General features: G+C 56.0%; 25 protein-coding genes. 10 read left to right on the top strand and 15 right to left on the bottom strand.

Features of this window, described 5'->3' with window-relative positions:
* Positions 1-113: 113 nt before the first annotated feature.
* The 5 genes from cmoB to ACI2I2_RS23825 are packed head-to-tail and all read right to left on the bottom strand — an operon-like array spanning position 114 to position 3,697.
* Complete coding sequence (gene cmoB, locus ACI2I2_RS23845; protein WP_404660170.1) at positions 114-1,088, bottom strand: tRNA 5-methoxyuridine(34)/uridine 5-oxyacetic acid(34) synthase CmoB; 975 nt, start codon at positions 1,086-1,088, stop codon at positions 114-116.
* Positions 1,085-1,828, bottom strand: a complete 744-nt coding sequence (gene cmoA / locus ACI2I2_RS23840; protein ID WP_404660169.1) for a carboxy-S-adenosyl-L-methionine synthase CmoA — start codon at positions 1,826-1,828, stop codon at positions 1,085-1,087. The genes cmoB and cmoA overlap by 4 nt, the downstream gene beginning before the upstream one ends.
* Before the next feature lie 38 nt (positions 1,829-1,866).
* Positions 1,867-2,262 carry an MAPEG family protein gene (locus ACI2I2_RS23835; RefSeq protein ID WP_404660168.1) on the bottom strand — a complete coding sequence of 132 codons (396 nt, stop codon included), beginning with the start codon at positions 2,260-2,262 and terminating at the stop codon, positions 1,867-1,869.
* A gap of 53 nt (positions 2,263-2,315) precedes the next feature.
* Positions 2,316-3,134, bottom strand: coding sequence for a DUF72 domain-containing protein (locus ACI2I2_RS23830; RefSeq protein WP_404660167.1), 819 nt, complete (start codon positions 3,132-3,134; stop codon positions 2,316-2,318).
* Positions 3,131-3,697: a hydrolase gene (locus ACI2I2_RS23825; RefSeq protein WP_404660166.1), complete on the bottom strand. Its 567-nt coding sequence runs from the start codon at positions 3,695-3,697 to the stop codon at positions 3,131-3,133. Before ACI2I2_RS23825 ends, ACI2I2_RS23830 begins: the two co-directional genes overlap by 4 nt.
* Positions 3,698-3,942: 245 nt before the next feature.
* Between ACI2I2_RS23825 and aspS the strand changes: the two genes are divergently transcribed.
* The 6 genes from aspS (at position 3,943) to ruvB (ending at position 9,215) form a co-directional block, all read left to right on the top strand.
* Positions 3,943-5,730 (top strand): aspartate--tRNA ligase, encoded by a 1,788-nt coding sequence (aspS, locus tag ACI2I2_RS23820; RefSeq protein ID WP_404660165.1) that lies wholly within the window; start codon positions 3,943-3,945, stop codon positions 5,728-5,730.
* A gap of 1 nt (position 5,731) precedes the next feature.
* Entirely contained in the window at positions 5,732-6,175 is a 444-nt protein-coding gene (nudB, locus tag ACI2I2_RS23815) for a dihydroneopterin triphosphate diphosphatase (RefSeq protein WP_404660164.1), read from the top strand.
* Positions 6,176-6,201: 26 nt separating this feature from the next.
* Positions 6,202-6,942 (top strand): YebC/PmpR family DNA-binding transcriptional regulator, encoded by a 741-nt coding sequence (locus tag ACI2I2_RS23810; RefSeq protein ID WP_404660163.1) that lies wholly within the window; start codon positions 6,202-6,204, stop codon positions 6,940-6,942.
* A gap of 37 nt (positions 6,943-6,979) precedes the next feature.
* A complete protein-coding gene (gene ruvC / locus ACI2I2_RS23805) occupies positions 6,980-7,501 on the top strand; it encodes a crossover junction endodeoxyribonuclease RuvC (RefSeq protein ID WP_330986248.1) in 522 nt (173 codons plus the stop codon).
* An 83-nt stretch (positions 7,502-7,584) separates the two neighbouring features.
* On the top strand, positions 7,585-8,196 hold the full coding sequence (ruvA, locus tag ACI2I2_RS23800) for a Holliday junction branch migration protein RuvA (RefSeq protein WP_330983691.1): 612 nt from the start codon (positions 7,585-7,587) through the stop codon (positions 8,194-8,196).
* A gap of 8 nt (positions 8,197-8,204) precedes the next feature.
* Positions 8,205-9,215, top strand: a complete 1,011-nt coding sequence (gene ruvB, locus ACI2I2_RS23795) for a Holliday junction branch migration DNA helicase RuvB (protein ID WP_404660162.1) — start codon at positions 8,205-8,207, stop codon at positions 9,213-9,215.
* 136 nt (positions 9,216-9,351) lie between these two features.
* Here ruvB and araD read toward each other — a convergent pair whose 3' ends face one another.
* Genes araD through yiaK form a run of 8 tightly spaced genes read right to left on the bottom strand, consistent with a single transcriptional unit; the run spans position 9,352 to position 16,919 of the window.
* Entirely contained in the window at positions 9,352-10,050 is a 699-nt protein-coding gene (gene araD / locus ACI2I2_RS23790) for an L-ribulose-5-phosphate 4-epimerase (RefSeq protein WP_404660161.1), read from the bottom strand.
* Positions 10,044-10,904 (bottom strand): L-ribulose-5-phosphate 3-epimerase, encoded by an 861-nt coding sequence (locus ACI2I2_RS23785; RefSeq protein ID WP_404660160.1) that lies wholly within the window; start codon positions 10,902-10,904, stop codon positions 10,044-10,046. The genes araD and ACI2I2_RS23785 overlap by 7 nt, the downstream gene beginning before the upstream one ends.
* Positions 10,904-11,560 carry a 3-keto-L-gulonate-6-phosphate decarboxylase UlaD gene (gene ulaD, locus ACI2I2_RS23780; RefSeq protein ID WP_404660159.1) on the bottom strand — a complete coding sequence of 219 codons (657 nt, stop codon included), beginning with the start codon at positions 11,558-11,560 and terminating at the stop codon, positions 10,904-10,906. The genes ACI2I2_RS23785 and ulaD overlap by 1 nt, the downstream gene beginning before the upstream one ends.
* Positions 11,557-13,062, bottom strand: a complete 1,506-nt coding sequence (locus ACI2I2_RS23775; protein ID WP_404660158.1) for an FGGY-family carbohydrate kinase — start codon at positions 13,060-13,062, stop codon at positions 11,557-11,559. Before ACI2I2_RS23775 ends, ulaD begins: the two co-directional genes overlap by 4 nt.
* A gap of 54 nt (positions 13,063-13,116) precedes the next feature.
* The gene (locus ACI2I2_RS23770) at positions 13,117-14,442 is read right to left on the bottom strand and encodes an MFS transporter (RefSeq protein WP_404660157.1); all 1,326 of its coding nucleotides are present in this window, start codon (positions 14,440-14,442) and stop codon (positions 13,117-13,119) included.
* A 42-nt stretch (positions 14,443-14,484) separates the two neighbouring features.
* The gene (locus ACI2I2_RS23765; RefSeq protein ID WP_404660156.1) at positions 14,485-15,411 is read right to left on the bottom strand and encodes a DUF4862 family protein; all 927 of its coding nucleotides are present in this window, start codon (positions 15,409-15,411) and stop codon (positions 14,485-14,487) included.
* A 31-nt stretch (positions 15,412-15,442) separates the two neighbouring features.
* Complete coding sequence (locus ACI2I2_RS23760; protein WP_404660155.1) at positions 15,443-15,910, bottom strand: YhcH/YjgK/YiaL family protein; 468 nt, start codon at positions 15,908-15,910, stop codon at positions 15,443-15,445.
* 10 nt (positions 15,911-15,920) lie between these two features.
* Positions 15,921-16,919, bottom strand: a complete 999-nt coding sequence (gene yiaK / locus ACI2I2_RS23755) for a 3-dehydro-L-gulonate 2-dehydrogenase (RefSeq protein WP_404660154.1) — start codon at positions 16,917-16,919, stop codon at positions 15,921-15,923.
* Positions 16,920-17,146: 227 nt separating this feature from the next.
* Between yiaK and yiaJ the strand changes: the two genes are divergently transcribed.
* A complete protein-coding gene (gene yiaJ, locus ACI2I2_RS23750; protein WP_404660153.1) occupies positions 17,147-17,962 on the top strand; it encodes an IclR family transcriptional regulator YiaJ in 816 nt (271 codons plus the stop codon).
* A 45-nt stretch (positions 17,963-18,007) separates the two neighbouring features.
* Here yiaJ and znuB read toward each other — a convergent pair whose 3' ends face one another.
* Together znuB and znuC are read right to left on the bottom strand one after the other, a co-directional pair.
* The gene (gene znuB / locus ACI2I2_RS23745) at positions 18,008-18,793 is read right to left on the bottom strand and encodes a zinc ABC transporter permease subunit ZnuB (RefSeq protein ID WP_404660152.1); all 786 of its coding nucleotides are present in this window, start codon (positions 18,791-18,793) and stop codon (positions 18,008-18,010) included.
* Complete coding sequence (gene znuC / locus ACI2I2_RS23740) at positions 18,790-19,545, bottom strand: zinc ABC transporter ATP-binding protein ZnuC (RefSeq protein WP_404660151.1); 756 nt, start codon at positions 19,543-19,545, stop codon at positions 18,790-18,792. Before znuC ends, znuB begins: the two co-directional genes overlap by 4 nt.
* A gap of 78 nt (positions 19,546-19,623) precedes the next feature.
* Here znuC and znuA point away from each other — a divergent pair, with 78 nt between their 5' ends.
* The 3 genes from znuA (at position 19,624) to lpxM (ending at position 22,994) form a co-directional block, all read left to right on the top strand.
* Positions 19,624-20,568, top strand: coding sequence for a zinc ABC transporter substrate-binding protein ZnuA (znuA, locus tag ACI2I2_RS23735; RefSeq protein ID WP_404660150.1), 945 nt, complete (start codon positions 19,624-19,626; stop codon positions 20,566-20,568).
* Between the two features lie 15 nt (positions 20,569-20,583).
* Positions 20,584-21,903 carry a murein DD-endopeptidase MepM gene (mepM, locus tag ACI2I2_RS23730; RefSeq protein ID WP_404660149.1) on the top strand — a complete coding sequence of 440 codons (1,320 nt, stop codon included), beginning with the start codon at positions 20,584-20,586 and terminating at the stop codon, positions 21,901-21,903.
* Between the two features lie 119 nt (positions 21,904-22,022).
* Positions 22,023-22,994, top strand: a complete 972-nt coding sequence (gene lpxM / locus ACI2I2_RS23725) for a lauroyl-Kdo(2)-lipid IV(A) myristoyltransferase (protein WP_404660148.1) — start codon at positions 22,023-22,025, stop codon at positions 22,992-22,994.
* Positions 22,995-23,136 lie beyond the last annotated feature (142 nt).

Raw genomic sequence — 23,136 nt, 5'->3', positions numbered from 1 at the left:
CGAAATCTAAGGCCGGATACGGCGTCCGGACTGCAGGCAGAAATAACTGGCCGGTTCTTTCTGCACGAGAGGAATAATACAAGGCCGGATAAGCGATAGCGCCATCCGGCAATTTAAGGCTTTTTCGCCACAATCACCGCCCGCAGCGGGGCAGGGTAGCCTTCGATGGTTTTGCTGCTGTCGTTCGGGTCGAGGAAATCGCCCAGTGATTCGGTGGTCATCCACTCGGTACGACGCTGCTCTTCGGTGCTGGTCACGTTCATATCGACGATACGTACATCCACGAAGCCGCATTTTTCCAGCCACTGTTTCAGTGCCGGTGCGGAAGGAATGAAGTAAACGTTACGCATCTGCGCGTAGCGATCACCTGGCACCAACACGGTGTTTTCGTCGCCTTCCACCACCAGGGTTTCCAGCACCAGTTCGCCTTCGCTCACCAGCTGATCTTTCAGTTGCCAGAGGTGTTCCAGCGGTGAACGACGGTGATAGAGCACGCCCATCGAAAACACGGTGTCAAACGCATTGAGCGCAGGCAGTTGTTCAATGCCGAGCGGCAGCAGGTGAGCACGCTGATCGTTGCCCAGCAATTTACGCACCGCCTCAAACTGACACAGGAATAACTGCGTCGGATCGATACCGACAGCCAGTTTTGCGCCCGCGCCAATCATGCGCCACATGTGATAGCCGCTGCCGCAGCCAACATCGAGAATAGTGCGTCCTGTTAAGTCAGACAGATGGGGCAACACGCGGTCCCACTTCCAGTCCGAACGCCATTCGGTATCGATATTGATGCCGTACAGCGAAAACGGCCCTTTGCGCCACGGCATGAGATTGCGCAGCAACACGTCCATGCGTTTCAGCTGACCTTCGCTTAATGGCTGTTCGCTTTCGGCGGTAACGCTGTGCAGCAAATCCAGTTTCCACGGCTGAATTTCAGGCATGAATTCGACCGCGCGGGTCCATTGTTTCATCAGGCCATGAACGCCTTCACGCTGCCAGGCACCAATCTGTGCAGGCAGCGTTTCCAGCCAGCGTGACAGTAGTGGATCTTTGGCGATGAGCTGATAGAAATTGCCAAACTCAATCATTCGTCAGCCCCGGCTTTCAGCGCAATCAGCGAGCCAAAGTTGAAACACTGGAACCACAGTTCGCTGTGAGCAAATCCGGCGGCGCGCAGACGCGCTTTGTGTGTTTCGACAGAATCGGTGAGCATCACGTTTTCCAGCATGCTGCGCTTCTGGCTTATTTCCAGCTCGCTGTAGCCGTTGGCGCGCTTAAAGTCGTGGTGCATGTTAAACAGCAGTTCGCCGACATTGTGGTCTTCGAAACTGAATTTCTCGGACAGCACCAGTGCGCCGCCTGGGTTCAGGCCTTTGCAGATTTTTTCCAGCAGCGCCTGGCGTTCCGGCGGCTCAATAAACTGCATCGTGAAATTGAGGACTACCATTGAGGCGTTCTCAATCTCAATGTCGCGAATATCGCCTTCGATGATTTCCACCGGTGTTGGGGCTTTATAAGCGTCGATGTGACGACGGCAGCGCTCTACCATCGCGGGCGAGTTGTCTACGCCAATGATTTTGCAGCCTTCCGCGGCAATGTTACGGCGCACGGAAAGCGTGGCTGCGCCCAACGAGCAGCCTAAGTCATAAACCTGAGTATTCGGCTTCACAAAGCGCTCGGCCAACATACCAATCATCGAGATGATGTTGGAATAACCGGGCACCGAGCGTTGGATCATATCGGGGAAAACTTCTGCTACCCGTTCATCGAAGGTCCAGTCGCCGAGGCTTGCGATCGGCGCGGAAAAAAGCGTGTCGCGATGGGACATAACGTGATTCCAGAAAATAAAAAACGGCGTATTGTGCGCTAACGCAGGGAGAAAACCAACTCCCACGGCAGATACCAGAGATTTGCCAGCACCATTAGCGCAAGCGAGCACCAGGTGGCACTCATCGCTGAACGACGCCAGCGGAACAGACGGTGATGGAAACCGTAGTAATGCATCAGGCGCCCGACAATCAACAGCAGTCCGCAGACGTGCACCATCCAGGTTTCAGCGCCGTTCATCTCCATAAACAGCAGCAACACCAGGCCGATGGGGATGTATTCCACCGCGTTGCCATGAATACGAATGGCGCATTGCAGTTCGCTAAAACCGCCGTCGCCATAGGCCACGCGATATTGCAAACGCAGGCGAACCACATCGAAAGAAAACTTAATCAACAGCAACGCACCTAACACGGCGTATAGCGCGCTTACCATACAAACTCCCTTTTAAACTGGCTGACAGCACTGACTATTCGAGGAAGGATAACTCAAAAAAGCGAAGTTTGCTTTGGGATAGCGGGGGCGGAGCCGACTTGTGGCAGAACGTCTTGCAGACTCTTCCAAAGCGTATCGACCAGTTCCGGGGCCTGGGCAATATCCGGCGTGTGCAGAAACAAATAAGGCGTGGTGGTTTGCGTCCATTTAGGCAGGGCTTTTAGCCAGACGGCAAACAGGGCCTGATTCTGTGCCATATCGTCGCTGCCGATAAAACGCACCATCGGATTATTGGCGGTCACCACCGCATGCACGGGGACTTTCGGCTTTTTACGCTGAGCATCAATAATGGCTTCATTGTGTGGCTTCGCACTGTGCACCGGTCGGCTGTCCAGAATCACCCGGTTCACGCCTCGTTGATGAAGGCCGCGATTCAGTTGCTGTTCTTCTTCGCCTTTCATAAAGAAAAGCGGATGGCGAACTTCGACGCCGTAGGTGAATGCTTTGGGCAAACTATCCAGAAAATGCCACAGGGCAGGGAGGTCTGCCGGTGAGAAAGCCGCAGGTAACTGGAGCCAATATTGCCCAAGACGATTTTCCAGCGGCGACAGGCGATGAAAAAATTCGGCGGTCAACTCTTCGCAATGGCGCAATGCAGCCTGGTGGCTGATGGTGGCCGGAAATTTAAAACAGAAGCGAAAATCATCGGTGGTTTGTTCGCGCCAGCGCTGAACAATCTCGGCTTTTGGCAAGGCATAGAGCGTGGTGTTGCCTTCCACACAGTTAAAGTGGCGGGCGTACTCTTCCAGACTGGTGATGCCAAGCCGCACCCATTTCGGGTGCGACCATTGCGGCAAGCCGATGTAAATCATAACGCTTTGAGGATGTCCTCAGTGCTGCGAATGCGGGCGATACGCGGGAAGATGTTGGTCATGCTACCCTGATGCTGATCGGCGCTGGCGGCGCTGCACGCGTCTTCAGCGATAACCAGATTGAAGCCCAGCTCCCATGCGTTACGGGCGGTGGATTCCACGCCGATATTGGTGGAAATACCACACAGAATAATGGTGTCGACGCCACGACGACGCAGCTGAAGCTCCAGCTCGGTGCCGTAGAACGCGCCCCACTGGCGTTTGGTGACTTCAATATCCGTGTCTTTTTTACCCAGCGCGGGTGGGTAGGTCATCCAGTTTTCCGGCAGCGTGTGCGCTGGAGCCTGGGCATCGACCAGCGTTTTCACCGCGTCGCCGCCGTCTGCAGACCAGCCGACGCGAACCATGACAACGGGCGATCCCTGCTCGCGGCATTTGGCGGCCAGTTTTGCCGCTTTCGCTACCACATCATCAGCAGCGTGCGGGCCACCGGCGAAGGACAAAATGCCTTCCTGAAGGTCAATAACCACCAGTGCCGTTTTCTTTGCGTTCAGTTCCAACATTATTATCCCCGTTAAATCACATCATTAGGACGCTAACAATACGATGAGTCGCCCCGTGTGCGGGTCACAAAATTTGTTAATTTTTGTGAGTACACCCGCTTTACGTACAGCAAACGTACGCCCGGTGCGCGACGGACTTATCGCGCGGCAGAATTTCCAGTATAATAGCCCCCTTTTTTCATCCAGTTGTGATATTAAGCGAAAGCTGCGACAAGTGTGCCTGCGGCTAAGTTAAGGGAACTCTCATGCGTACAGAATATTGCGGGCAGCTCCGTCAGTCCCACGTTGGTCAGCAGGTCACCCTGTGTGGTTGGGTTAACCGTCGCCGTGACCTCGGCAGCCTTATCTTCATCGATATGCGTGACCGTGAAGGCATCGTTCAGGTGTTCTTCGATCCGGATCGCGCCGAAGCCTTAAAACTGGCTTCCGAACTGCGTAATGAGTTTTGCATTCAAATCACCGGGACCGTGCGTGCGCGTGATGCTAAAAACGTCAACAGCGAGATGCCGACCGGCGAAATCGAAGTGCTGGCGTCTGACCTGGTTATCATCAACCGTTCAGAATCGCTGCCGCTTGACTCGAACCACGTCAACACCGAAGAAGCGCGTCTGAAATACCGCTATCTCGACCTGCGTCGCCCGGAAATGGCAAACCGCCTGAAAACTCGTGCGAAAATCACCAGCTTTGTCCGTCGCTTTATGGACGACCACGGGTTCCTCGATATCGAAACCCCGATGCTGACCAAAGCCACCCCAGAAGGTGCGCGTGACTATCTGGTTCCGAGCCGTGTCCATAAAGGCAAATTCTACGCGCTGCCACAGTCTCCTCAGCTGTTCAAACAGCTGCTGATGATGTCCGGTTTCGACCGCTACTATCAGATTGTGAAATGCTTCCGTGACGAAGACCTGCGTGCTGACCGTCAGCCTGAATTCACCCAGATAGACGTTGAGACTTCCTTCATGACCGCACCACAGGTGCGTGAAGTGATGGAAGCGCTGGTGCGTGATCTGTGGCAGGACATCAAAGGCGTGGATCTGGGTGATTTCCCGATCATGACCTTCGCTGAGGCTGAGCGTCGCTACGGCTCTGATAAACCAGACCTGCGTAACCCGATGGAACTGGTAGACGTGGCTGACCTGCTGAAGAGCGTTGAGTTTGCCGTGTTCTCTGGCCCGGCGAACGATGCAAAAGGCCGCGTGGCTGCACTGCGCGTACCTGGCGGGGCGGCTCTGAGCCGTAAGCAGATTGACGACTACGGTAACTTTATCAAGATCTACGGCGCGAAAGGCCTGGCTTATATTAAAGTCACCGAGCGCGCGAAAGGCCTGGAAGGCATCACCAGCCCGGTGGCCAAATTCCTGAACGCTGACATCATTGAAGAGATTCTGACCCGTACCGGTGCTCAGGATGGCGACATGATTTTCTTCGGCGCAGACAACAAGAAAGTGGTTGCTGACTCCATGGGCGCGCTGCGTCTGAAGCTGGGCAAAGACCTGAGCCTGACCGACGAAAACAAATGGGCGCCACTGTGGGTTGTCGACTTCCCAATGTTTGAAGAAGACGGTGAAGGCGGTCTGACCGCTATGCACCACCCATTCACCTCGCCGAAAGACATGAGCGCGGCAGAGCTGAAAGCGGCACCGGAAGATGCCGTAGCGAACGCCTACGATATGGTTATCAACGGCTACGAAGTGGGTGGCGGTTCCGTGCGTATTCACAGCGGTGAAATGCAGCAGACCGTGTTCGGCATTTTGGGTATCAACGAGCAGGAACAGCGCGAGAAATTCGGCTTCCTGTTAGACGCTCTGAAGTACGGCACGCCGCCACACGCGGGCCTGGCATTTGGTCTGGATCGTCTGACTATGCTGTTGACCGGCACCGACAACATCCGTGACGTTATCGCCTTCCCGAAAACCACGGCAGCAGCCTGTCTGATGACCGAAGCGCCAAGCTTTGCGAATCCGGCCTCTCTGACCGAACTGGGTATTCAGGTTGTGGCGAAAGAGCCAAAAGAGTCTGCGGAGAACAAGTAATATGCCCTTCAAGCTTCCTGTTTCGGTTCTGGTAGTGATTTACGCGCAGGACACGAAGCGGGTGCTGATGTTGCAGCGGCGCGATGATCCTGATTTTTGGCAGTCGGTTACCGGCAGCCTGGAAGAGGGGGAAACCGCGCTGCAAGCCGCCGAGCGCGAAGTAAAGGAAGAGGTCGCCATTGACGTTGCCTCAGAGCCGTTGGCCTTAATTGACTGTCAGCGCACGGTGGAGTTTGAAATCTTTACGCATTTACGTCATCGCTATGCGCCGGGCACAGAGCGCAATACGGAATCGTGGTTCTGTCTTGCGCTGCCTCACGAGCGTCAGGTTGAGATAACTGAACATCTCGCCTCACGTTGGGTCGCTGCCCCTGAGGCGGCCGCGCTCACCAAGTCGTGGAGCAACCGGCAGGCGATTGAAGAATTTGTAATTAAAACGGCCTAAGGCCGTTCTTTTTGGAGACGTTATTTATGGCAGGTCACAGTAAATGGGCCAACACCAAACACCGCAAAGCGGCACAGGATGCCAAGCGCGGTAAGATCTTCACCAAAATCATCCGCGAGCTAGTTACCGCAGCGCGTCTGGGTGGCGGCGATGCAGGTTCTAACCCGCGTCTGCGTGCGGCAATCGACAAAGCGCTGTCTAACAACATGACTCGCGATACCCTGAACCGCGCGATTGCTCGTGGTGTCGGTGGTGATGAAGACGCGAACATGGAAACCATCATTTATGAAGGTTACGGCCCTGGCGGCACGGCGGTGATGGTGGAATGTCTGTCTGACAACCGTAACCGTACCGTGGCGGAAGTGCGTCATGCCTTCACCAAAACCGGTGGTAACCTGGGCACCGACGGTTCTGTTGCTTACCTGTTCAGCAAGAAAGGCGTTATCTCCTTCGAGAAAGGTGATGAAGACACCATCATGGAAGCGGCGCTGGAAGCCGGTGCTGAAGACGTGGTGACCTATGACGACGGCGCGATTGATGTCTACACCGCGTGGGAAGAAATGGGTGCGGTGAAGGATGCGCTGGAAGCGGCTGGCCTGAAAGCAGAGAACGCTGAAGTCACTATGATCCCGTCAACCAAAGCAGATATGGATGCGGAAACCGCACCAAAACTGCTGCGTCTGATCGACATGCTGGAAGACTGTGATGATGTGCAAGAGGTTTACCACAATGGTGAGATCTCTGATGAGGTTGCGGCTACGCTGTAATGGCGTGGGCTAATCTCACTTCAACCGGAGGCGCGTGATGGCGATTATTCTCGGTATTGATCCGGGTTCACGCGTCACCGGGTATGGCGTGATTCGCCAGGTCGGGCGGCAACTGAGTTATCTCGGCAGCGGCTGTATTCGAACCAAAGTGGACGATTTACCGTCGCGTCTGAAGCTGATTTATGCCGGTGTGTCGGAAATCATCACTCAATTCCAGCCTGATATTTTTGCTATCGAACAAGTGTTTATGGCGAAAAATGCCGACTCGGCCCTTAAGCTGGGTCAGGCACGTGGCGTGGCAATTGTGGCGGCAGTTAATCAGGATTTGCCCGTCTTTGAATACGCAGCTCGTCAGGTGAAGCAAACCGTCGTGGGCAACGGTGGGGCGGAAAAAACGCAGGTCCAGCATATGGTGCGAACCCTGCTGAAGCTGGCGGCAAACCCGCAGGCGGATGCCGCCGATGCGCTGGCCATCGCCATCACTCATTGTCATATCAGTCAGAACGCGGTGCAGATGAGCGACTCAAGGCTCAACCTGGCTCGCGGAAGATTAAGATAGATTAAGATAATAGAGGCTGGATATTTATCCAGCCTTTTTTTATGATAGCGCATTGATCTCATTCTTTAACGCAGGAGCGTCACGTGATCGGCAGACTCAGAGGCATTATTCTGGAAAAACAACCCCCACTGGTTTTACTGGAGGCGGGCGGTGTTGGCTATGAAGTGCATATGCCGATGACCTGTTTCTACGAACTGCCCGATCAGGGCAAAGAAGCCATCATCTTCACCCATTTTGTGGTGCGTGAAGATGCGCAGCTCCTGTTTGGCTTTAACAACAAGCAAGAACGCACGCTGTTCAAAGAGCTGATCAAAACCAACGGCGTGGGGCCAAAACTGGCGCTGGCTATTCTTTCCGGCATGTCAGCTCAGCAGTTTGTGAATGCGGTAGAGCGTGAAGACTCAGTCGCTCTGGTGAAGCTGCCTGGTATCGGCAAGAAAACAGCCGAACGTCTGGTGGTCGAAATGAAAGACCGCTTCAAAGGCCTGCATGGCGACTTGTTTACGCCAGCGTCTGATCTGGTGCTGACTTCCCCGGCAAGCCAGGCGACTGACGATGCCGAGCAGGAAGCCGTTGCAGCACTGGTAGCACTGGGCTATAAACCTCAGGAAGCCAGCCGGATGGTGAGCAAAATCGCCAGCCCGAATGCCAGCAGTGAAACGTTAATCCGCGACGCGCTTCGCGCCGCGATGTGAGGTAAGGGATGATTGAAGCTGACCGCCTGGTCTCTGCAGGCAGTATCACGCCGGAAGATGTTGTTGACCGTGCGATTCGCCCAAAATTGCTGGAAGAGTATATCGGCCAGCCACAGGTGCGCTCGCAAATGGAAATCTTTATCCAGGCGGCGAAACTGCGCGGTGAAGCGCTCGATCATCTGTTAATTTTTGGGCCGCCGGGGTTAGGGAAAACCACCCTTGCCAATATTGTTGCCAACGAAATGGGCGTGAATCTGCGCACCACTTCTGGCCCGGTGCTTGAAAAAGCCGGCGACCTTGCGGCCATGCTCACCAACCTTGAGCCGCACGACGTGCTGTTCATCGATGAAATTCACCGCCTTTCACCGGTGGTGGAAGAAGTGCTGTACCCGGCGATGGAAGATTATCAACTGGATATCATGATTGGCGAAGGCCCGGCGGCGCGTTCAATCAAAATCGATTTACCGCCTTTTACCTTGATTGGTGCGACGACGCGTGCGGGGTCATTAACCTCGCCACTGAGGGACCGTTTCGGAATTGTGCAGCGTCTTGAGTTCTATCAGGTGCCCGATTTGCAGCATATTGTGGGTCGCAGCGCGAGCTTTATGGGCATCGAAATGAGTGACGAGGGCGCGCTTGAAATTGCCCGCCGCGCGCGTGGTACACCGCGTATCGCCAACCGTCTGCTCCGTCGTGTGCGTGACTTTACCGAGGTTCGCCACGATGGAACGGTGTCGGCGGACATTGCCGCGCAGGCGCTGGATATGCTCAACGTCGACGCCGAAGGGTTTGATTACATGGACCGCAAGCTGCTGCTGGCCGTTATCGATAAGTTCTTCGGTGGCCCGGTCGGGTTAGACAACCTGGCGGCCGCCATCGGTGAAGAGCGAGAAACTATCGAGGACGTGCTGGAGCCGTATCTTATCCAGCAAGGATTCCTGCAACGCACGCCTCGTGGCCGTATGGCGACAGTTCGCGCCTGGAATCACTTCGGTATTACGCCACCTGAAATGCCTTGAATGCCCGGTGGCGGCTAACGCCTGACCGGGCCTACAACCCGGTCCTACGGGGCGAGGGGTGCAAACACTAAAAAATCCTCTCAAGAGAGGATTTTTGCTGCTTACCTTGCCGCCAGGCAATTTATCGCTTTGAAGCTCACCCTTGACCGTAATACGCCGTCTTCCCGTGCTTGCGCAGGTAATGCTTGTCGAGGAGTGCCGATTGCATGCTGGGGAGCTCCGGGGTGAGCTGACGTGAAAACAGCCCCATATAGGCACACTCTTCCAGCACCACCGCATTATGCACCGCGTCGTGGGCATTTTTCCCCCAGGCAAACGGACCGTGGGAATGGACCAGCACCGCGGGGATCTGCTGAGGATCTAAATCCCGTTGCTCAAAGGTATCGATAATCACTTTTCCGGTTTCATACTCGTACTCAGCGCCAATCTCCTGCGGCGTCATGGGGCGGGTACAGGGGATGGTGCCGTAAAAATAATCGGCGTGGGTGGTGCCCCAGGCGGGCAAATCTTTCCCGGCCTGAGACCAGATAGTGGCGTGGCGAGAGTGGGTATGCACGATGCCGCCTATCTGCGGATAACGTCGGTACAGCGCCAGGTGCGTGGCGGTATCGGAAGACGGTTTTAGCCTCCCGTCAATCACCTGGCCGCTCGCGATGTCCACCACCACCATATCTTCCGCGCGCATCTCGCTGTATTCCACGCCGGAAGGTTTGATCACCATCCGCTGGCGTTCGCTGTCGATGGCGCTGACGTTACCCCAGGTGAACGTCACCAGCCCGTGCTTTGGCAGCTCCAGATTGGCCGCCAGCACCTCAGCTTTCAGTGCTTCTAACATGTTAATCCTCCTGCCTGCATTTTGGTTTCGATCCAGCGGCGGGCCTCGATTATCTCCAGCACTGGCTCTTTGGCTTTTTCGGTCCACATCTCAATCAAAAACGCGCCACGGTAGTTGAGCTGTTCCAGCGTGCGGAACAGGGCGACAAAATCGACACAGCCCGCGCCGAATGGCACATCCCGAAATTGTCCTGGCTGTGTGGGCGTCACCGGCTGCGTATCTTTCAGGTGGATAGCGGCAATCTTGTCGATGCCGAGTGCGAGTTCGGCCGGAACGTCATTGCCCCACGCGCTGAGATTACCCACGTCCGGATAGACGCTGAACCACGGCGAGGCCAGGCGCTGATCCCACGCTTTCCATTTGCTTATCGAATTCATGAAGTCGGTATCCATTATCTCTACCGCCAGCATGACCTGCGCCGCTGTCGCCTGTTCCACCGCCCACGCCAGCCCTTCGGCAAAACGCTGTTCGGTGCCGGCATCGTGCGGTTCGTAATAGACGTCGTATCCGGCAAGCTGGATGGTACGAATGCCCGTGTCGCGGGCGAATCTGATGGCCTTGAGCATTATCGCGCGCGCCCGTTCCCGGACGGCCGGATCGCGGCTGCCAAACGGGAAGCGGCGATGGGCGGACAGGCACATCGAGGGAATGGCTATCCCGGTTTCGAGCATGGCGGACACCAGCGACGCGCGCTGGGCGGGGCTCCACTCAAGCCGGGACAGGCGTTCGTCGGTTTCATCCACCGACATCTCGACAAAGTCGAACCCGCAGCTTTTAGCCAGCCCCAGCCTTTCCGGCCAGCTCAAATCTTTAGCCAGCGCCTTTTCGTAAATCCCTAAAGGATGACGTCTCATTAGCGGTTCCCCCACACGTCGGTCAGCCGCTGATGGAACGCCCGAGCGGCGAGCAGCGGCTGGGGCGCATTGGCGAGCGCCCGTCCGGCGATAAAGGCCTTCACGTTGATGTCGCGAAACAGCGGCAGATCGTCCGGGGTGATCCCCCCGGTGACCGACAGTTCAAGGCCGATGTCGGACAACGTTTTTAGCCGCGCCAGATCGTCCTCTCCCCAGCGCTGACCGCTGGCCTGGGCGTCGCGGCCCCGGTGATAAATGGCCTGACGGACGCCGATGTCATGCCAGGCGCGGGCATCATCGAAGGTCCAGTTGCCGAACAGCTCAATCTGGATCTCACCGCCCAGCCGCTGCGCCTGCTGATGGCCTTTTTCAACCGTCGCCAGCGGCGCGGCGCAGATGAGGGTCATCCAGTTGGCTCCGGCCCCCAGCGCCTGCTGCACCAGCGTTTCTCCGGCATCGGCCACCTTCCAGTCGGCCACGATAATTTTTTCCGGGCACTGGGCGCGCAGCGCTTTGATTGCGCTCAGCCCTTCGCTCAGGCAGAGGATGGTGCCGGCCTCGACGATATCGACGCTGTCCTGCAATAACGCGGCATCGTTCAGGGCCGCATCGAGCGCGGTGTGGTCGAGAGCCAGCTGCAGTAGCGGTCTGCTCATGGGATTTGCTCCTTCATTCGGGCGTGAAAGCCCTGTAATGCTTCGATAAGAAATTGATACTGCTGATATTTACGCTGGTACGCGGCGTGTGCAGCGGGGTCCGGCGTCAGGGTCTGGACCGCATAGCGCATCACCTGTTGGGCGCTGCGAAAATCGGGGTAAACGCCGGTACCAACCAGTGCGGCCAGTGCGGCCCCGGCGCAGCCAGTTTCATCGATGCGCGGCAACTCTACGTTCAGGCCGCTGACGTCGGCCAGCATTTGCATCCACACCGCGGAGCGTGCCGGACCGCCGGTGACGCGCAGGGCTTTCACTTCGCTAAAGCGTTCCCGCATCCGGCTCAGATGTGTCATATGGTTGAACACCACGCCTTCATAAACGGCCTGGAGCAGATGGGCGCGGGTATGAAGTGCCTGCATGCCGTAGAAGGCGCTGGTCATCTCCAGCCCGGCATTGCTGCCATACAGAAACGGCAAGAAGAAAACCTCGCTGCCCGCTTTGGGCAGGCTGGCGACCTGCTGGTTAATGTCGTCGAACGACAGATTGCCCCACTGCGCGTTCAGCCATTCGAGATTGCCGGAGGAGGTGGGGCTCGCTTCGTGAACGATGTACTGGCCCGGCGTCACGTAGCGTCCGTAGACATAGGGATGCGGCTCGTTCTGCCGTAGGCCATCGGTAATGACGCTGGTCACCGCCCAGGTGCCCATCACCGCGTTAGCGGTGTGTTCATCCTGTAAACCTGCGCAGAGTGCGGTGGAAACCACGTCAAACAGACCGCCGACGACGGGCGTGCCCGCCGTCAGACCAGTCAGGGCGGCTGCCTGAGGCGTGATTTCCCCGCAGATTTCTGCCGGGCCGACAATCGGCGCGAGTGCGACATCCATCTCACCGATCCCCAGCCACTGCGTCAGTTGAGGGTCATAGCGCCTGCTGACCATGCTGTAGAGGTTGGATTCGGAAATATTCGTTTCTTCAGCCGCTTTCACACCGGTCAGGCACCAGCGCAGATAGTCATGGGCCATCATCACGCAGCCGGTTTGCCGGTAGCGTTCGGGCTGATGCTCCTTGAGCCAGCGCAGCAGCGACACCGGATGCCCGGTCCACAGAGTCTGGCGGGTGTGCGGATACAGCTTTTCGGGGATCCCATCCTGCTGCCAGCGCTGGACAATCTCCAGCGCCCGACGGTCGGAGGAGAGAATGGCGTTGCCGAGCGGCCGGTCTTCTTTATCCAGCAGAAAAAGCCCTTTCCCCTGGGCGGAGATGCCAATGCCCTTGATTTGCGAAGCGCGGATTTCGCTGTGGCTGAGCAGCGAGCGCAGGGTCTCTGCGCAGGTCTGCCACAGTTGATGCATATCTCGCTCGGCGTAGCCGGGCCTGGGGCTCAGGGTGTGTAAGGCTCGCTTTTCTGTGGCGAGCTCCCGACACTGGCTGTCGTACAGGCCGGCTTTCAGATAGGTGCCGCCACAGTCAATGCCGAGCCAGTAGGTGTCGTGATGACGCATTATGGTTCCCGGTTAGAGTGAGTCGCCCAGGCCTTGTGCGCCGGGCGAGAGAGATTACGCTGTGCGTTTACGTGGGCTGAGCGCCGGGGCGGGCTCCGTGTCGCTGTCACATTTCGCTGGCAGCAACAACGCCAGCACCGCGGCAATGGCGAGTGAGGCCGCCAGGCAGTAAACGCCCGCATCTTTGCTGTAAAGCATGATCAGCAGGCCCACGGCGTACGGGCCGCAGAAGCCACCGAGGTTGCCGAGGGCGTTGATCACCCCGCGAGCGCCCCCGGCCATTTCGGCGCTGAACAGCCGGGCCGGAATGGTCCAGAAAATCCCCGCCGCGGATTGCAGGAAGAAACCGCAGCCCACCAGGGCGGCATACGACAACCAGACGTGGGCCTGTAAAGTCACCGACAGGAACATGCACAGCGCGAAGCCGATCAGCGGCAGCGAGACAAAGAGTTTGCGTTTGCCGGTGCGATCGGACAGGAAAGAGAACAGGAACATTCCGGCAATCGCGCCCACGTAGGGCAGGATAGCCAGCATCCCGACCTGGCCCATGCTGGTGTGGGTCAGCTCTTTGAGGATGGTCGGCAGCCACAGGGTGTAGCCGTAAATGCCGGTCTGGTAGAAGAAGTTGAGCGCGATAAGCTGCCACATGGTTCTGTCAGAGAGCACCGCCGACAGCGAGGCGTTTTTGACTTCGGTTCCGGCAATGGCGCGTTGCTCGGCGGCTAATGTGTCAACCAGATAGCGCTTTTCCGCCTCGCTTATCCAGCGCGCTTCCTGCGGGCGGTCATAGATGGTCAGAGCCCATAGCACCAGCACTACCAGAGACAGCAGACCTTCAATAATGAACAGCCAGCGCCAGTCGAGGACGGTGATTATCCAGCCTGAGAGCGGGGCGGTGGCAATCCCGGCGATCGGCACAAACATAATGACGATCGCATTGGCGCGGCCTCGTTCTGCATCAGGGAACCAGTTGCTGATCATCGTCAGCACCACCGGCAACATGCCTCCCTCGGCGACGCCGAGCAGAAAGCGCAGGGCCAGCAGCTGATACTGGTTGGTGACCAGCCCGGTTAGTACCGAAATGACCGCCCAGGCGACCAGCGACCAGCCGATAAATTTTTTACCGCTGCCGTGTACCGCTATTTTGCCGCCCGGCACCTGCAAAAAGAGATAACCGATAAAGAAAATACCGCCCGCAAGACCCGCCATGCTGGCGGTAATACCTAAATCGGCGTCCATACCGCCCGGCATGGCAAAGGCAATATTCACCCTGTCCATATAGGAAATAATACAGGTGATAAGAATGGGCGGAATTATCCTTAGCCAGCGTTGGCGTGGAATATCTCCCGCCGTTAACACAGAGTTTGTTGTCATAGTCATATTCTCATTCGAGAGTAGGGTAAGGGTTATTTGCTTATTGTTTTATTTATTTGCCAGCTGCAGGTTATGTATTCCATCGCGTAATATTGACAGCCGATGCTCAACGCTGGCTTGTGGATCGATTTCCAGCAATTTAATACCGGTAAATAATAATGCTTGAGGATCCACCGAGAGCAGGTTCCGGGCATGCTCCACGGTTAACAGGCTTTCAGGGCAGAAAGGAGAAAAGGGCGCGTGAGAATCCTGCCATTCACCGTAGTCACCCGCCCGGGCGGTACCGGAAAACATTAACCCGCCGAGTTTCCCGGCCGCGCTGGCCTGGCGCGCATGCGCTAACGGGACATCGGCGCTGCGGCCTTCGATTGCCGAGCGTGCCCAGTTGATACACAGAGAAATCGCGTAGCCGTCCAGCACGTCCAGCACCTGCGTCAGAGGCAGAAACCCTTTGCGCGCAGCGGGCTTATCCATGGCGTCACAGTGTTCCAGCACTAGCGGGCAGGACCATTCCCACTGGCTGATTTCATCTATCGAACGGGCGAAGGCATCGGTGGCCTGGCTCACGCTGGCGTTGCCCGCCTGCGGGGCGGCCTGCATTTCCAGAGCCGGAATTTTGCCGGGATAGCGCGCGTTGATGGCGTTAATCTTCTGCTGAAGACGGCGGTAGTAGGTCACGCAGGCCTGACGCTGCACCTCATCGGCGGACGCCAGACCAAAACCGCCGTTGCTTGCCCGCTGACGCATGGTTTCCATCACCGCGGTGACCACAATTTGCCAGTCGGCAGGTGTGTGTCGCAGCAGCCACTCGTCGCCGTAAGGGTGTAAATGCTCAAGGCAAGGCTGTTCTATACCCCGAATGTGCGGGGTGTCGGCCAGCTGACGCCAGAATTCCGTCTCTTCTTCTTTCCCTCGTTGATGAAATGAGGGTGCACAAGGGTATGCACCGATAATATAACCGGTGTGATTCATCACGTGCTCCTTAATATGTGTGGCGACAGCGAAATTAATTCAGTTCGCTGACCGCAACTTTAACGACAATTTTACGAATGGCCGTGGCCTGATATTGATGACAGGCAGGCCGATGAACATCCTGCGGAAAAAATATGGCATAGCTCCCGGGGATCATTTCAATCATCGATTCATTCTCGGCCTGCTGATAAAAAAGAATATCCCGCTCGGCCAGCAGCGATTCGCTGATAATATTATTGCCGGTGTCGATAGCGACCCCGATTTTCTCCTCGCCCCAGGCAAGAAACTGAATATCGAGATAACGTCGGTGAACCTCTGGCCGGTTTTCTGCTATGGGGCGGGTGTGCAGGTCAAGGATTTGCGCATAAATTTTCTTTCCCTCTATTTCCACCACGCCGGGCTCAAGGGCGGAAAAATCGGTAGTGCGCAGAAAGTCGAGCGCCTTTTCAATCGCGGCCGGAAGCGGGCAGGGATTGGGCCGGGAAATATGTCCGAAGATCATGGGGCGCTCCTTACAGGGCCAGAATTTTCGCCCACACGCTGTCGTCAACCGTGATGCCGTCGCGGCGGTTGGCGGCCTGTAATTGGGTGAACTCATGACCGGGCAGTCTAATAGCCACATCTTCATCACTGCGTTCGGCGCTGGTGATAAACTCCACGATCCGCTGGAGTTTGGCCTCGCGGGTCGGAGCGTCAATCAGCCGGTCGACCTCAATGGCGATGAAAATCTGTGACACGCCATACTCATCGCTGTTGTCTTCGGTCACTTCCGCCACCGACGCGCCGTTGGAGAGTAGGGAGGCAATCATGTCCAACACCACCGACAGGCCGGAGCCTTTCCAGTAGCCCATCGGCAGAATACGGCGATTTTTTTCAACGACGCCCGGGTCGCGGGTCAGATTACCCTCGTCATCAAAACCACCGTCCACCGGCAGCTCGCGCCCGGCCAGGCGGTTCACCTCCAGCATGCCGTAGGAAAACATCGACATCGACATATCCACCATGGTGATGGGATTGCCGGGGATCGCGACGATCAGCGGATTGGTGCCGATACGGCACTCTTTGGCACCCCACGGCGGCATCACCGCTATGGAGTTGGTCCAGCAGATGCCGATGTAGCCGTTCTCGGCCGCCTGCCAGCCGTAGCTGCCGCCGCGCATCCAGTGGTTGGCATTGCGTAATGCCACCAGGCCAATGCCGTGATCGGAGGCCAGGGAAATCGCCCGGTCCATCATTTTTTTAGCCGTGAGGTTGCCGATGGAACGCTTTGCATCCCACTGCTCAATGGCCCCGAGGCGGATAACCGGCGCGGGTTCGGCGTCCGGCACAATATCGCCGTTATCAAGCTGCTGGATGAAACGTGGGAAACGGTTGACACCGTGTGAATAAACGCCGGATTCGGTGGTGCGGGCAAACATCTCGGCGCAGGCTGCGGCGGTTTCTGCCCTGACGTTACGGGCGAGCAGCACGCGCTCAAATTCGGCGGCTAGCTGACTGAAGGTCACTTTCATTGCAGAGCTCCTGGTGTGTGGCAGGAAAAAGAATGGCGTGTTTTTTGTCTCTAAATTTCACTATGCGAAATCTGATTTCAAATATAGCGATCAATTTTTGACAAAGCAACGGCAGCAGGATTTTTTGAAAGTGTGTAAAATCAATGGATTGAGTTTTTATTGTTGAGATCGTGAACTGAGACACACTTTGCGCTACCATCGGAACGCTAAAACACGGAGAGCCCGCAATGAGTCCGAAAGAGAGTGAAGCGATGCAGGAAAAAGAGAAGCCCGCCGGAAGCCAGAGCCTGTTTCGCGGGCTGATGCTGATTGAGATCCTCAGCAACTATCCCAACGGCTGCCCGTTACAGCATCTGTCCGAACTGTCGGGGCTGAACAAGAGCACCGTTCACCGTCTGTTGCAGGGGTTGCAGGGCTGCGGGTACGTGACGCCAGCCCCCGCGGCGGGGAGCTATCGGCTGACCACCAAATTTATCGCCGTCGGACAAAAGGCGCTCTCATCACTTAATATCATTCACGTGGCGGCCCCGCACCTCGAAACGCTGAACCTGGCGACCGGGGAAACGGTGAATTTTTCCAGTCGTGAAGATGACCATGCGATCCTGATTTATAAACTGGAACCGACTACCGGAATGCTGCGAACCCGAGCCTATATCGGCCAGCACATGCCGCTCTACTGCTCGGCGATGGGCAAGATCTACATGGCCTTCGGGCATGAGGATTACGTTTCAGCCTACTGGGAAAGCCACCAGGCGGAAATTCAGCCCCTGACGCGCAACACCATCACCGGACTTCCGGCGATGTATGACGAACTGGCGCAGATTCGCGAGCGAAAGATGGCGATGGACAGGGAAGAGAACGAGCTCGGTGTGTCGTGCCTTGCGGTCCCGGTGTTTGATATTCATGGGCGAGTGCCGTACGCGATTTCGATTTCGCTTTCCACTTCGCGACTCAAACAGGTGGGTGAGAAAAATTTGCTGAAATCGCTGCGCGAAACTGCTGAGGCAATTTCCGGTGAACTTGGTTTTATGGTGCGGGAATAACGGGAAATGAAACCCCGACACGCATCGCGTAGCCGGGGTCAAAAACTACTGGGCGGTTTTTTTCATCATGCTGAAGATGAACAACACGGCGGCACAGAGCACCACGGAAGGGCCCGCTGGCGTGTCGTAAAAGGCGGAGAACGTTAGCCCGCCTGTTACGGCAATCATGCCAACGCCAACGGCAATTCCTGCCATTTGCTCCGGTGTTTTAGCGAAGCGGCGAGCCGTCGCAGCCGGAATAATCAGCAGTGAAGTAATGATCAGCGCCCCGACAAACTTCATCGCCACACCAATCGTCAATGCGGTGACCAGCATCAGCAACAGTTTCACTCGTTGCAATTTCACGCCGTCCACGAACGCCAGATCCGGGCTAATGGTCATCGACAACAGATTGCGCCATTGCCACAGTAAAATGCCAACGACCACAATTACGCCAAGCGCTATCGAAATCAGGTCTTCCGACGTCACGGCCAGTAAATCGCCAAACAGATACGCCATCAGATCAACGCGGACATTCGACATCAGGCTGACAACCACCAGGCCTAAAGACAATGCGCTGTGTGCCATGATGCCGAGCAAGGTGTCCACGGCGAGGTGAGGGCGGCGCTCAAGCCATACCAGCCCGGCAGCGAGCATTAATGTCACGGCGATAACGGCATAGAAGGGATTGACGTTCAGCAACAGGCCAAATGCCACGCCCAATAATGAGGCGTGCGCCAGCGTGTCACCGAAATAGGACATTCTGCGCCAGACAACAAAAGAGCCCAGAGGACCTGCCGCGCAGGCCAGCATCACCCCGGCTAACCAGCCAGGAAACAGTAATTCAATCATGGGCGATCATTTCCCCGACGCAGCACAATGCGGCCTTGCAAATCATGACGATGGTTGTGTTGATGACGATAAATACCCAGCTGTTGCGCGCCGCGTGGGCCAAACATCGAAATAAATTCCGGATGCATCGACACCACTTCCGGCGTGCCGGAACAGCAAATATGGTGATTAAGGCACAGCACTTCGTCGGTTTTCGCCATTACCAGATGCAGGTCATGAGAGACCATCAACACCGCGCAGTCGAGTTCTGTGCGGAGCTGGTCAATCAGGTCATACAACGCGACTTGTCCGTTGACGTCCACACCCTGAGTTGGCTCATCAAGTACCAGCAACTGTGGGCGGTTTAACAGTGCCCGGGCTAACAGTACGCGCTGAGTTTCGCCGCCAGAAAGTTTCTGCATCGGCGCTTCCATCAAATGGCCCGCCTGAACGCGTTTGAGCGCGGGAAGGATATCTTCTTTGCGCGTGCCGGGGCGTAAGCGCAGAAAGCGATTAACGGTTAACGGCATGGTGGCATCGAGGTGTAATTTCTGCGGGACATAGCCAATACGCAGTTTCCCCTCTCGCTTGATAGAGCCAGTATCCGGTGCTACCAGCCCCAGCACCACGCGGACAAGGGTCGACTTTCCTGCGCCATTCGACCCAAGAAGCGTCAAAATTTTACCTGGCTTCAGAGCCAGCGAGATATCGGACAGCACACGGCGCTGGCCGAAGGTGACCGAGACATTGTCGAGCGTTACGAGATTCGTCATCACAATTTGAGGGTTGCACAAGTCAGTGAATGTTATAATATCACACTTCTTTCCGATAATACGATGAGCCGACGCATTATGTTACATAAAAAGACGCTTCTTTTCGCAGCATTATCCACCGCGCTTTGGGGCGCTGCCGCTATACAAGCCAACGCAGCGGTGGTTGCGTCGCTGAAACCGCTGGGCTTTATCGCCTCCGCTATTGCCGATGGCGTGACGGAAACCCAGGTTTTGCTCCCTGATGGTGCCTCTGAACACGACTACTCTTTGCGCCCGAGCGATGCAAAACGCTTACAAAACGCCGACTTAGTGGTGTGGATTGGTCCGGAAATGGAAGCATTTATGGACAAGACAGCCACCGCCTTTCCTGAGTCAAAAAAGGTCACCATTTCAACACTGCCAGGTGTGAAACCGCTACTCATGAAAGGGGCCGATGACGACGACCACGACCATGATCATAGTCACGCCGAGGGCGAAAAAGGTGATGCAGATCACCATCATGGCGACTACAACATGCACTTATGGCTCTCGCCAGAGATAGCGCGTCTGTCGGCGGTTGCAATCCACGATAAATTAGTGGAACTTATGCCGCAAAGTCGAGCCAAACTAGACGCCAACCTGAAGAATTTCGAGGCACAATTAGCCGCGACCGATAAGCAGGTGGGTAACGAGCTGGCACCGTTGAAAGGGAAAGGGTATTTCGTTTTTCATGACGCCTACGGCTATTACGAAAAACACTACGGATTGACCTCATTAGGGCATTTTACCGTCAACCCAGAAATCCAGCCCGGTGCGCAGCGTTTACATGACATAAGAACACAGTTGGTTGAGCAGAAAGCGACATGCGTTTTTGCTGAGCCACAATTCAGGCCAGCCGTGGTAGAAGCGGTTTCTCGCGGAACGTCCGTTCGAATGGGAACGTTAGATCCGCTAGGGACCCACATCCCGTTGGGCAAATCCAGTTATACGGATTTTCTGACCCAACTGGCGAACCAGTATTCGAGCTGCCTGAAAGGAGATTAACGAGGAAGTGAATACGTGCAACAGATAGCCCGCTCTGTCGCCCTGGCATTTAACAATTTGCCGCGACCCCACCGCGTTATGCTCGGGTCGCTTACCGTTCTCACCCTTGCGGTCGCCGTCTGGCGACCGTACGTGTACCATCCCGAATCAGCCCCCATTGTCCGAACCATCGAGCTTGAGAAGAGCGAAATTCGTTCTCTGCTGCCGGAAGCCAGTGAGCCTATCGATCAGGCTGCACAGGAAGACGAAGCCATTCCTCAGGATGAACTGGACGACAAAACCGATAATGAGGCGGGTGTACACGAGTACGTGGTGTCAACCGGCGATACCCTCAGCAGCGTTCTCAACCAGTATGGCATTGATATGGGTGATATCAGCCAACTGGCCACCGCAGATAAAGACCTGCGTAACCTGAAAATTGGTCAACAGCTTTCCTGGACCCTCAACGCAGACGGCGATTTACAGCGCATGACGTGGGAGATGTCCCGTCGTGAAACGCGTACCTACGATCGCGTTGCAAACGGTTTCAAAATGAGTGCCGAAACCCAGCAGGGTGATTGGGTGAACAGTGTTCTGAAAGGTACTGTAGGCGCGAGCTTTGTGAGCAGCGCGCGTGATGCCGGGTTAACCAGCGCCGAAGTCAGTGCAGTGATTAAAGCAATGCAGTGGCAGATGGACTTCCGCAAACTGAAAAAAGGCGATGAGTTCTCAGTACTGATGTCCCGTGAAATGCTGGACGGTAAACGTGAACAAAGCCAACTGCTGGGCGTGCGCCTGCGTTCTTCTGGAAAAGATTACTACGCCATCCGCGCGGAAGACGGCAAATTCTACGACAAAAGCGGTACGGGCCTGGCGAAAGGCTTCCTGCGTTTCCCAACCGCTCGTCAGTTCCGCGTTTCGTCGAACTTTAATCCGCGTCGTCTGAATCCGGTAACAGGTCGCGTTGCACCGCATAAAGGTGTTGATTTCGCGATGCCGCAGGGTACACCGGTTCTGGCTGTCGGCGACGGTGAAGTGGTGGTGGCAAAACGCAGTGGCGCAGCAGGCTACTATGTTGCTGTTCGTCATGGTCGCACTTACACCACTCGCTATATGCACTTGCGTAAGCTGCTGGTGAAGCCGGGCCAGAAAGTGAAACGTGGCGACCGTATAGCGCTGTCGGGCAACACTGGCCGTTCGACTGGGCCTCACTTGCATTATGAAGTGTGGATCAACCAGCAGGCCGTCAACCCGCTGACCGCGAAGTTACCGCGTACCGAAGGGCTGACAGGTTCCGATCGTCGTGATTACCTGGCGCAGGTCAAAGAGGTTGTGCCTCAGCTGCAAATTGACTAAACCCTGACCTTTCAAAGCCGATGCCTTTGCGGGTATCGGCTTTTTCTTTTGTGCGAAGTCTGGCACGTCGCTAAACTATCAGCATCTTTCTCTTTTTCCGGCACGACTCTGGAACAGGCATGGAAACGAAAAAAAATAACATTGAGTTTATTCCTCAGTTCGAAAAGTCCTTTTTACACCCGCGTTACTGGGGATCCTGGCTGGGCGTGTTTGCCTTTGCGGGGATCGCGCTAACGCCGCCGTCATTCCGCGATCCGATTCTTGGCAAGCTTGGCCGTCTGGTTGGGAGACTGGCGAAAAGCTCTCGCCGTCGTGCGCAAATTAACCTGCTGTATTGCTTCCCTGAGAAAAGCGAAGCCGAGCGTGAAGCGATCATCGATGACATGTATGCCACGGCGCCTCAGGCGATGGTGATGATGGCAGAACTGGGGCTGCGTGACCCAAAGAAAGTCCTTTCGCGTGTAGACTGGAAAGGCATCGAGATAATCGAAGAGATGCACCGCAACGATGAGAAGGTGATCTTCCTCGTGCCGCACGGCTGGGGCGTGGATATTCCCGCGATGCTAATGGCATCAAAAGGCCAGAAGATGGCGGCGATGTTCCACAACCAGGGCAATCCTGTTTTCGATTACGTGTGGAATACCGTACGTCGCCGTTTTGGTGGGCGTATGCACGCGCGTAATGACGGCATTAAGCCGTTTATCAAATCCGTGCGTGAAGGCTACTGGGGGTATTATCTGCCTGACCAGGATCATGGTGAAGAGCACAGCGAATTCGTCGATTTCTTTGCCACCTATAAGGCTACGCTGCCCGCCATTGGTCGTTTGATGAAAGTCTGCCGTGCTCGGGTTGTCCCGCTTTTCCCGGTTTATGACGGCAAAACGCACCGTTTGACGGTTGAAATTCGCCCGCCGATGGATGACCTGCTGGAAGTCGATGACAACACCATCGCCCGCCGGATGAACGAAGAAGTCGAAATTTTCGTCACCCCCCATACCGAACAGTACACCTGGATTTTAAAGCTGCTGAAAACCCGTAAGCCGGGTGAGACAGAGCCTTATAAGCGAAAAGAACTGTTTCCGAAGAAATAAAAAAAGCGCCGTTAAGGCGCTTTTTTACTGCTGCCGGGTGGCGCTGACGCTTATCCGGCCTTGTATTATTCCTCTCGTGCAGAAAGAACCGGCCAGTTCTTTCTGCCTGCAGTCCGGACGCCGTATCCGGCCTTAGATTTCG

Origin of the sequence: Scandinavium sp. NPDC088450 (genome assembly GCF_044900545.1) — a bacterium.
In the GTDB taxonomy this organism is placed as follows: Bacteria; Pseudomonadota; Gammaproteobacteria; order Enterobacterales; family Enterobacteriaceae; genus Scandinavium.
The sequence above is the reverse complement of the archived record's forward strand: the minus strand, read 5'-3'. Positions and strand labels throughout refer to the sequence as shown.

Coding starts and splice junctions, on each gene's coding strand:
- cmoB (WP_404660170.1), bottom strand. CDS start 1,088: ATGATTGAGTTTGGCAATTTCTATCAGCTCATCGCCAAAGATCCACTA.
- cmoA (WP_404660169.1), bottom strand. CDS start 1,828: ATGTCCCATCGCGACACGCTTTTTTCCGCGCCGATCGCAAGCCTCGGC.
- ACI2I2_RS23835 (WP_404660168.1), bottom strand. CDS start 2,262: ATGGTAAGCGCGCTATACGCCGTGTTAGGTGCGTTGCTGTTGATTAAG.
- ACI2I2_RS23830 (WP_404660167.1), bottom strand. CDS start 3,134: ATGATTTACATCGGCTTGCCGCAATGGTCGCACCCGAAATGGGTGCGG.
- ACI2I2_RS23825 (WP_404660166.1), bottom strand. CDS start 3,697: ATGTTGGAACTGAACGCAAAGAAAACGGCACTGGTGGTTATTGACCTT.
- aspS (WP_404660165.1), top strand. CDS start 3,943: ATGCGTACAGAATATTGCGGGCAGCTCCGTCAGTCCCACGTTGGTCAG.
- nudB (WP_404660164.1), top strand. CDS start 5,732: ATGCCCTTCAAGCTTCCTGTTTCGGTTCTGGTAGTGATTTACGCGCAG.
- ACI2I2_RS23810 (WP_404660163.1), top strand. CDS start 6,202: ATGGCAGGTCACAGTAAATGGGCCAACACCAAACACCGCAAAGCGGCA.
- ruvC (WP_330986248.1), top strand. CDS start 6,980: ATGGCGATTATTCTCGGTATTGATCCGGGTTCACGCGTCACCGGGTAT.
- ruvB (WP_404660162.1), top strand. CDS start 8,205: ATGATTGAAGCTGACCGCCTGGTCTCTGCAGGCAGTATCACGCCGGAA.
- araD (WP_404660161.1), bottom strand. CDS start 10,050: ATGTTAGAAGCACTGAAAGCTGAGGTGCTGGCGGCCAATCTGGAGCTG.
- ACI2I2_RS23785 (WP_404660160.1), bottom strand. CDS start 10,904: ATGAGACGTCATCCTTTAGGGATTTACGAAAAGGCGCTGGCTAAAGAT.
- ulaD (WP_404660159.1), bottom strand. CDS start 11,560: ATGAGCAGACCGCTACTGCAGCTGGCTCTCGACCACACCGCGCTCGAT.
- ACI2I2_RS23775 (WP_404660158.1), bottom strand. CDS start 13,062: ATGCGTCATCACGACACCTACTGGCTCGGCATTGACTGTGGCGGCACC.
- ACI2I2_RS23770 (WP_404660157.1), bottom strand. CDS start 14,442: ATGACTATGACAACAAACTCTGTGTTAACGGCGGGAGATATTCCACGC.
- ACI2I2_RS23760 (WP_404660155.1), bottom strand. CDS start 15,910: ATGATCTTCGGACATATTTCCCGGCCCAATCCCTGCCCGCTTCCGGCC.
- yiaK (WP_404660154.1), bottom strand. CDS start 16,919: ATGAAAGTGACCTTCAGTCAGCTAGCCGCCGAATTTGAGCGCGTGCTG.
- yiaJ (WP_404660153.1), top strand. CDS start 17,147: ATGAGTCCGAAAGAGAGTGAAGCGATGCAGGAAAAAGAGAAGCCCGCC.
- znuB (WP_404660152.1), bottom strand. CDS start 18,793: ATGATTGAATTACTGTTTCCTGGCTGGTTAGCCGGGGTGATGCTGGCC.
- znuC (WP_404660151.1), bottom strand. CDS start 19,545: ATGACGAATCTCGTAACGCTCGACAATGTCTCGGTCACCTTCGGCCAG.
- znuA (WP_404660150.1), top strand. CDS start 19,624: ATGTTACATAAAAAGACGCTTCTTTTCGCAGCATTATCCACCGCGCTT.
- lpxM (WP_404660148.1), top strand. CDS start 22,023: ATGGAAACGAAAAAAAATAACATTGAGTTTATTCCTCAGTTCGAAAAG.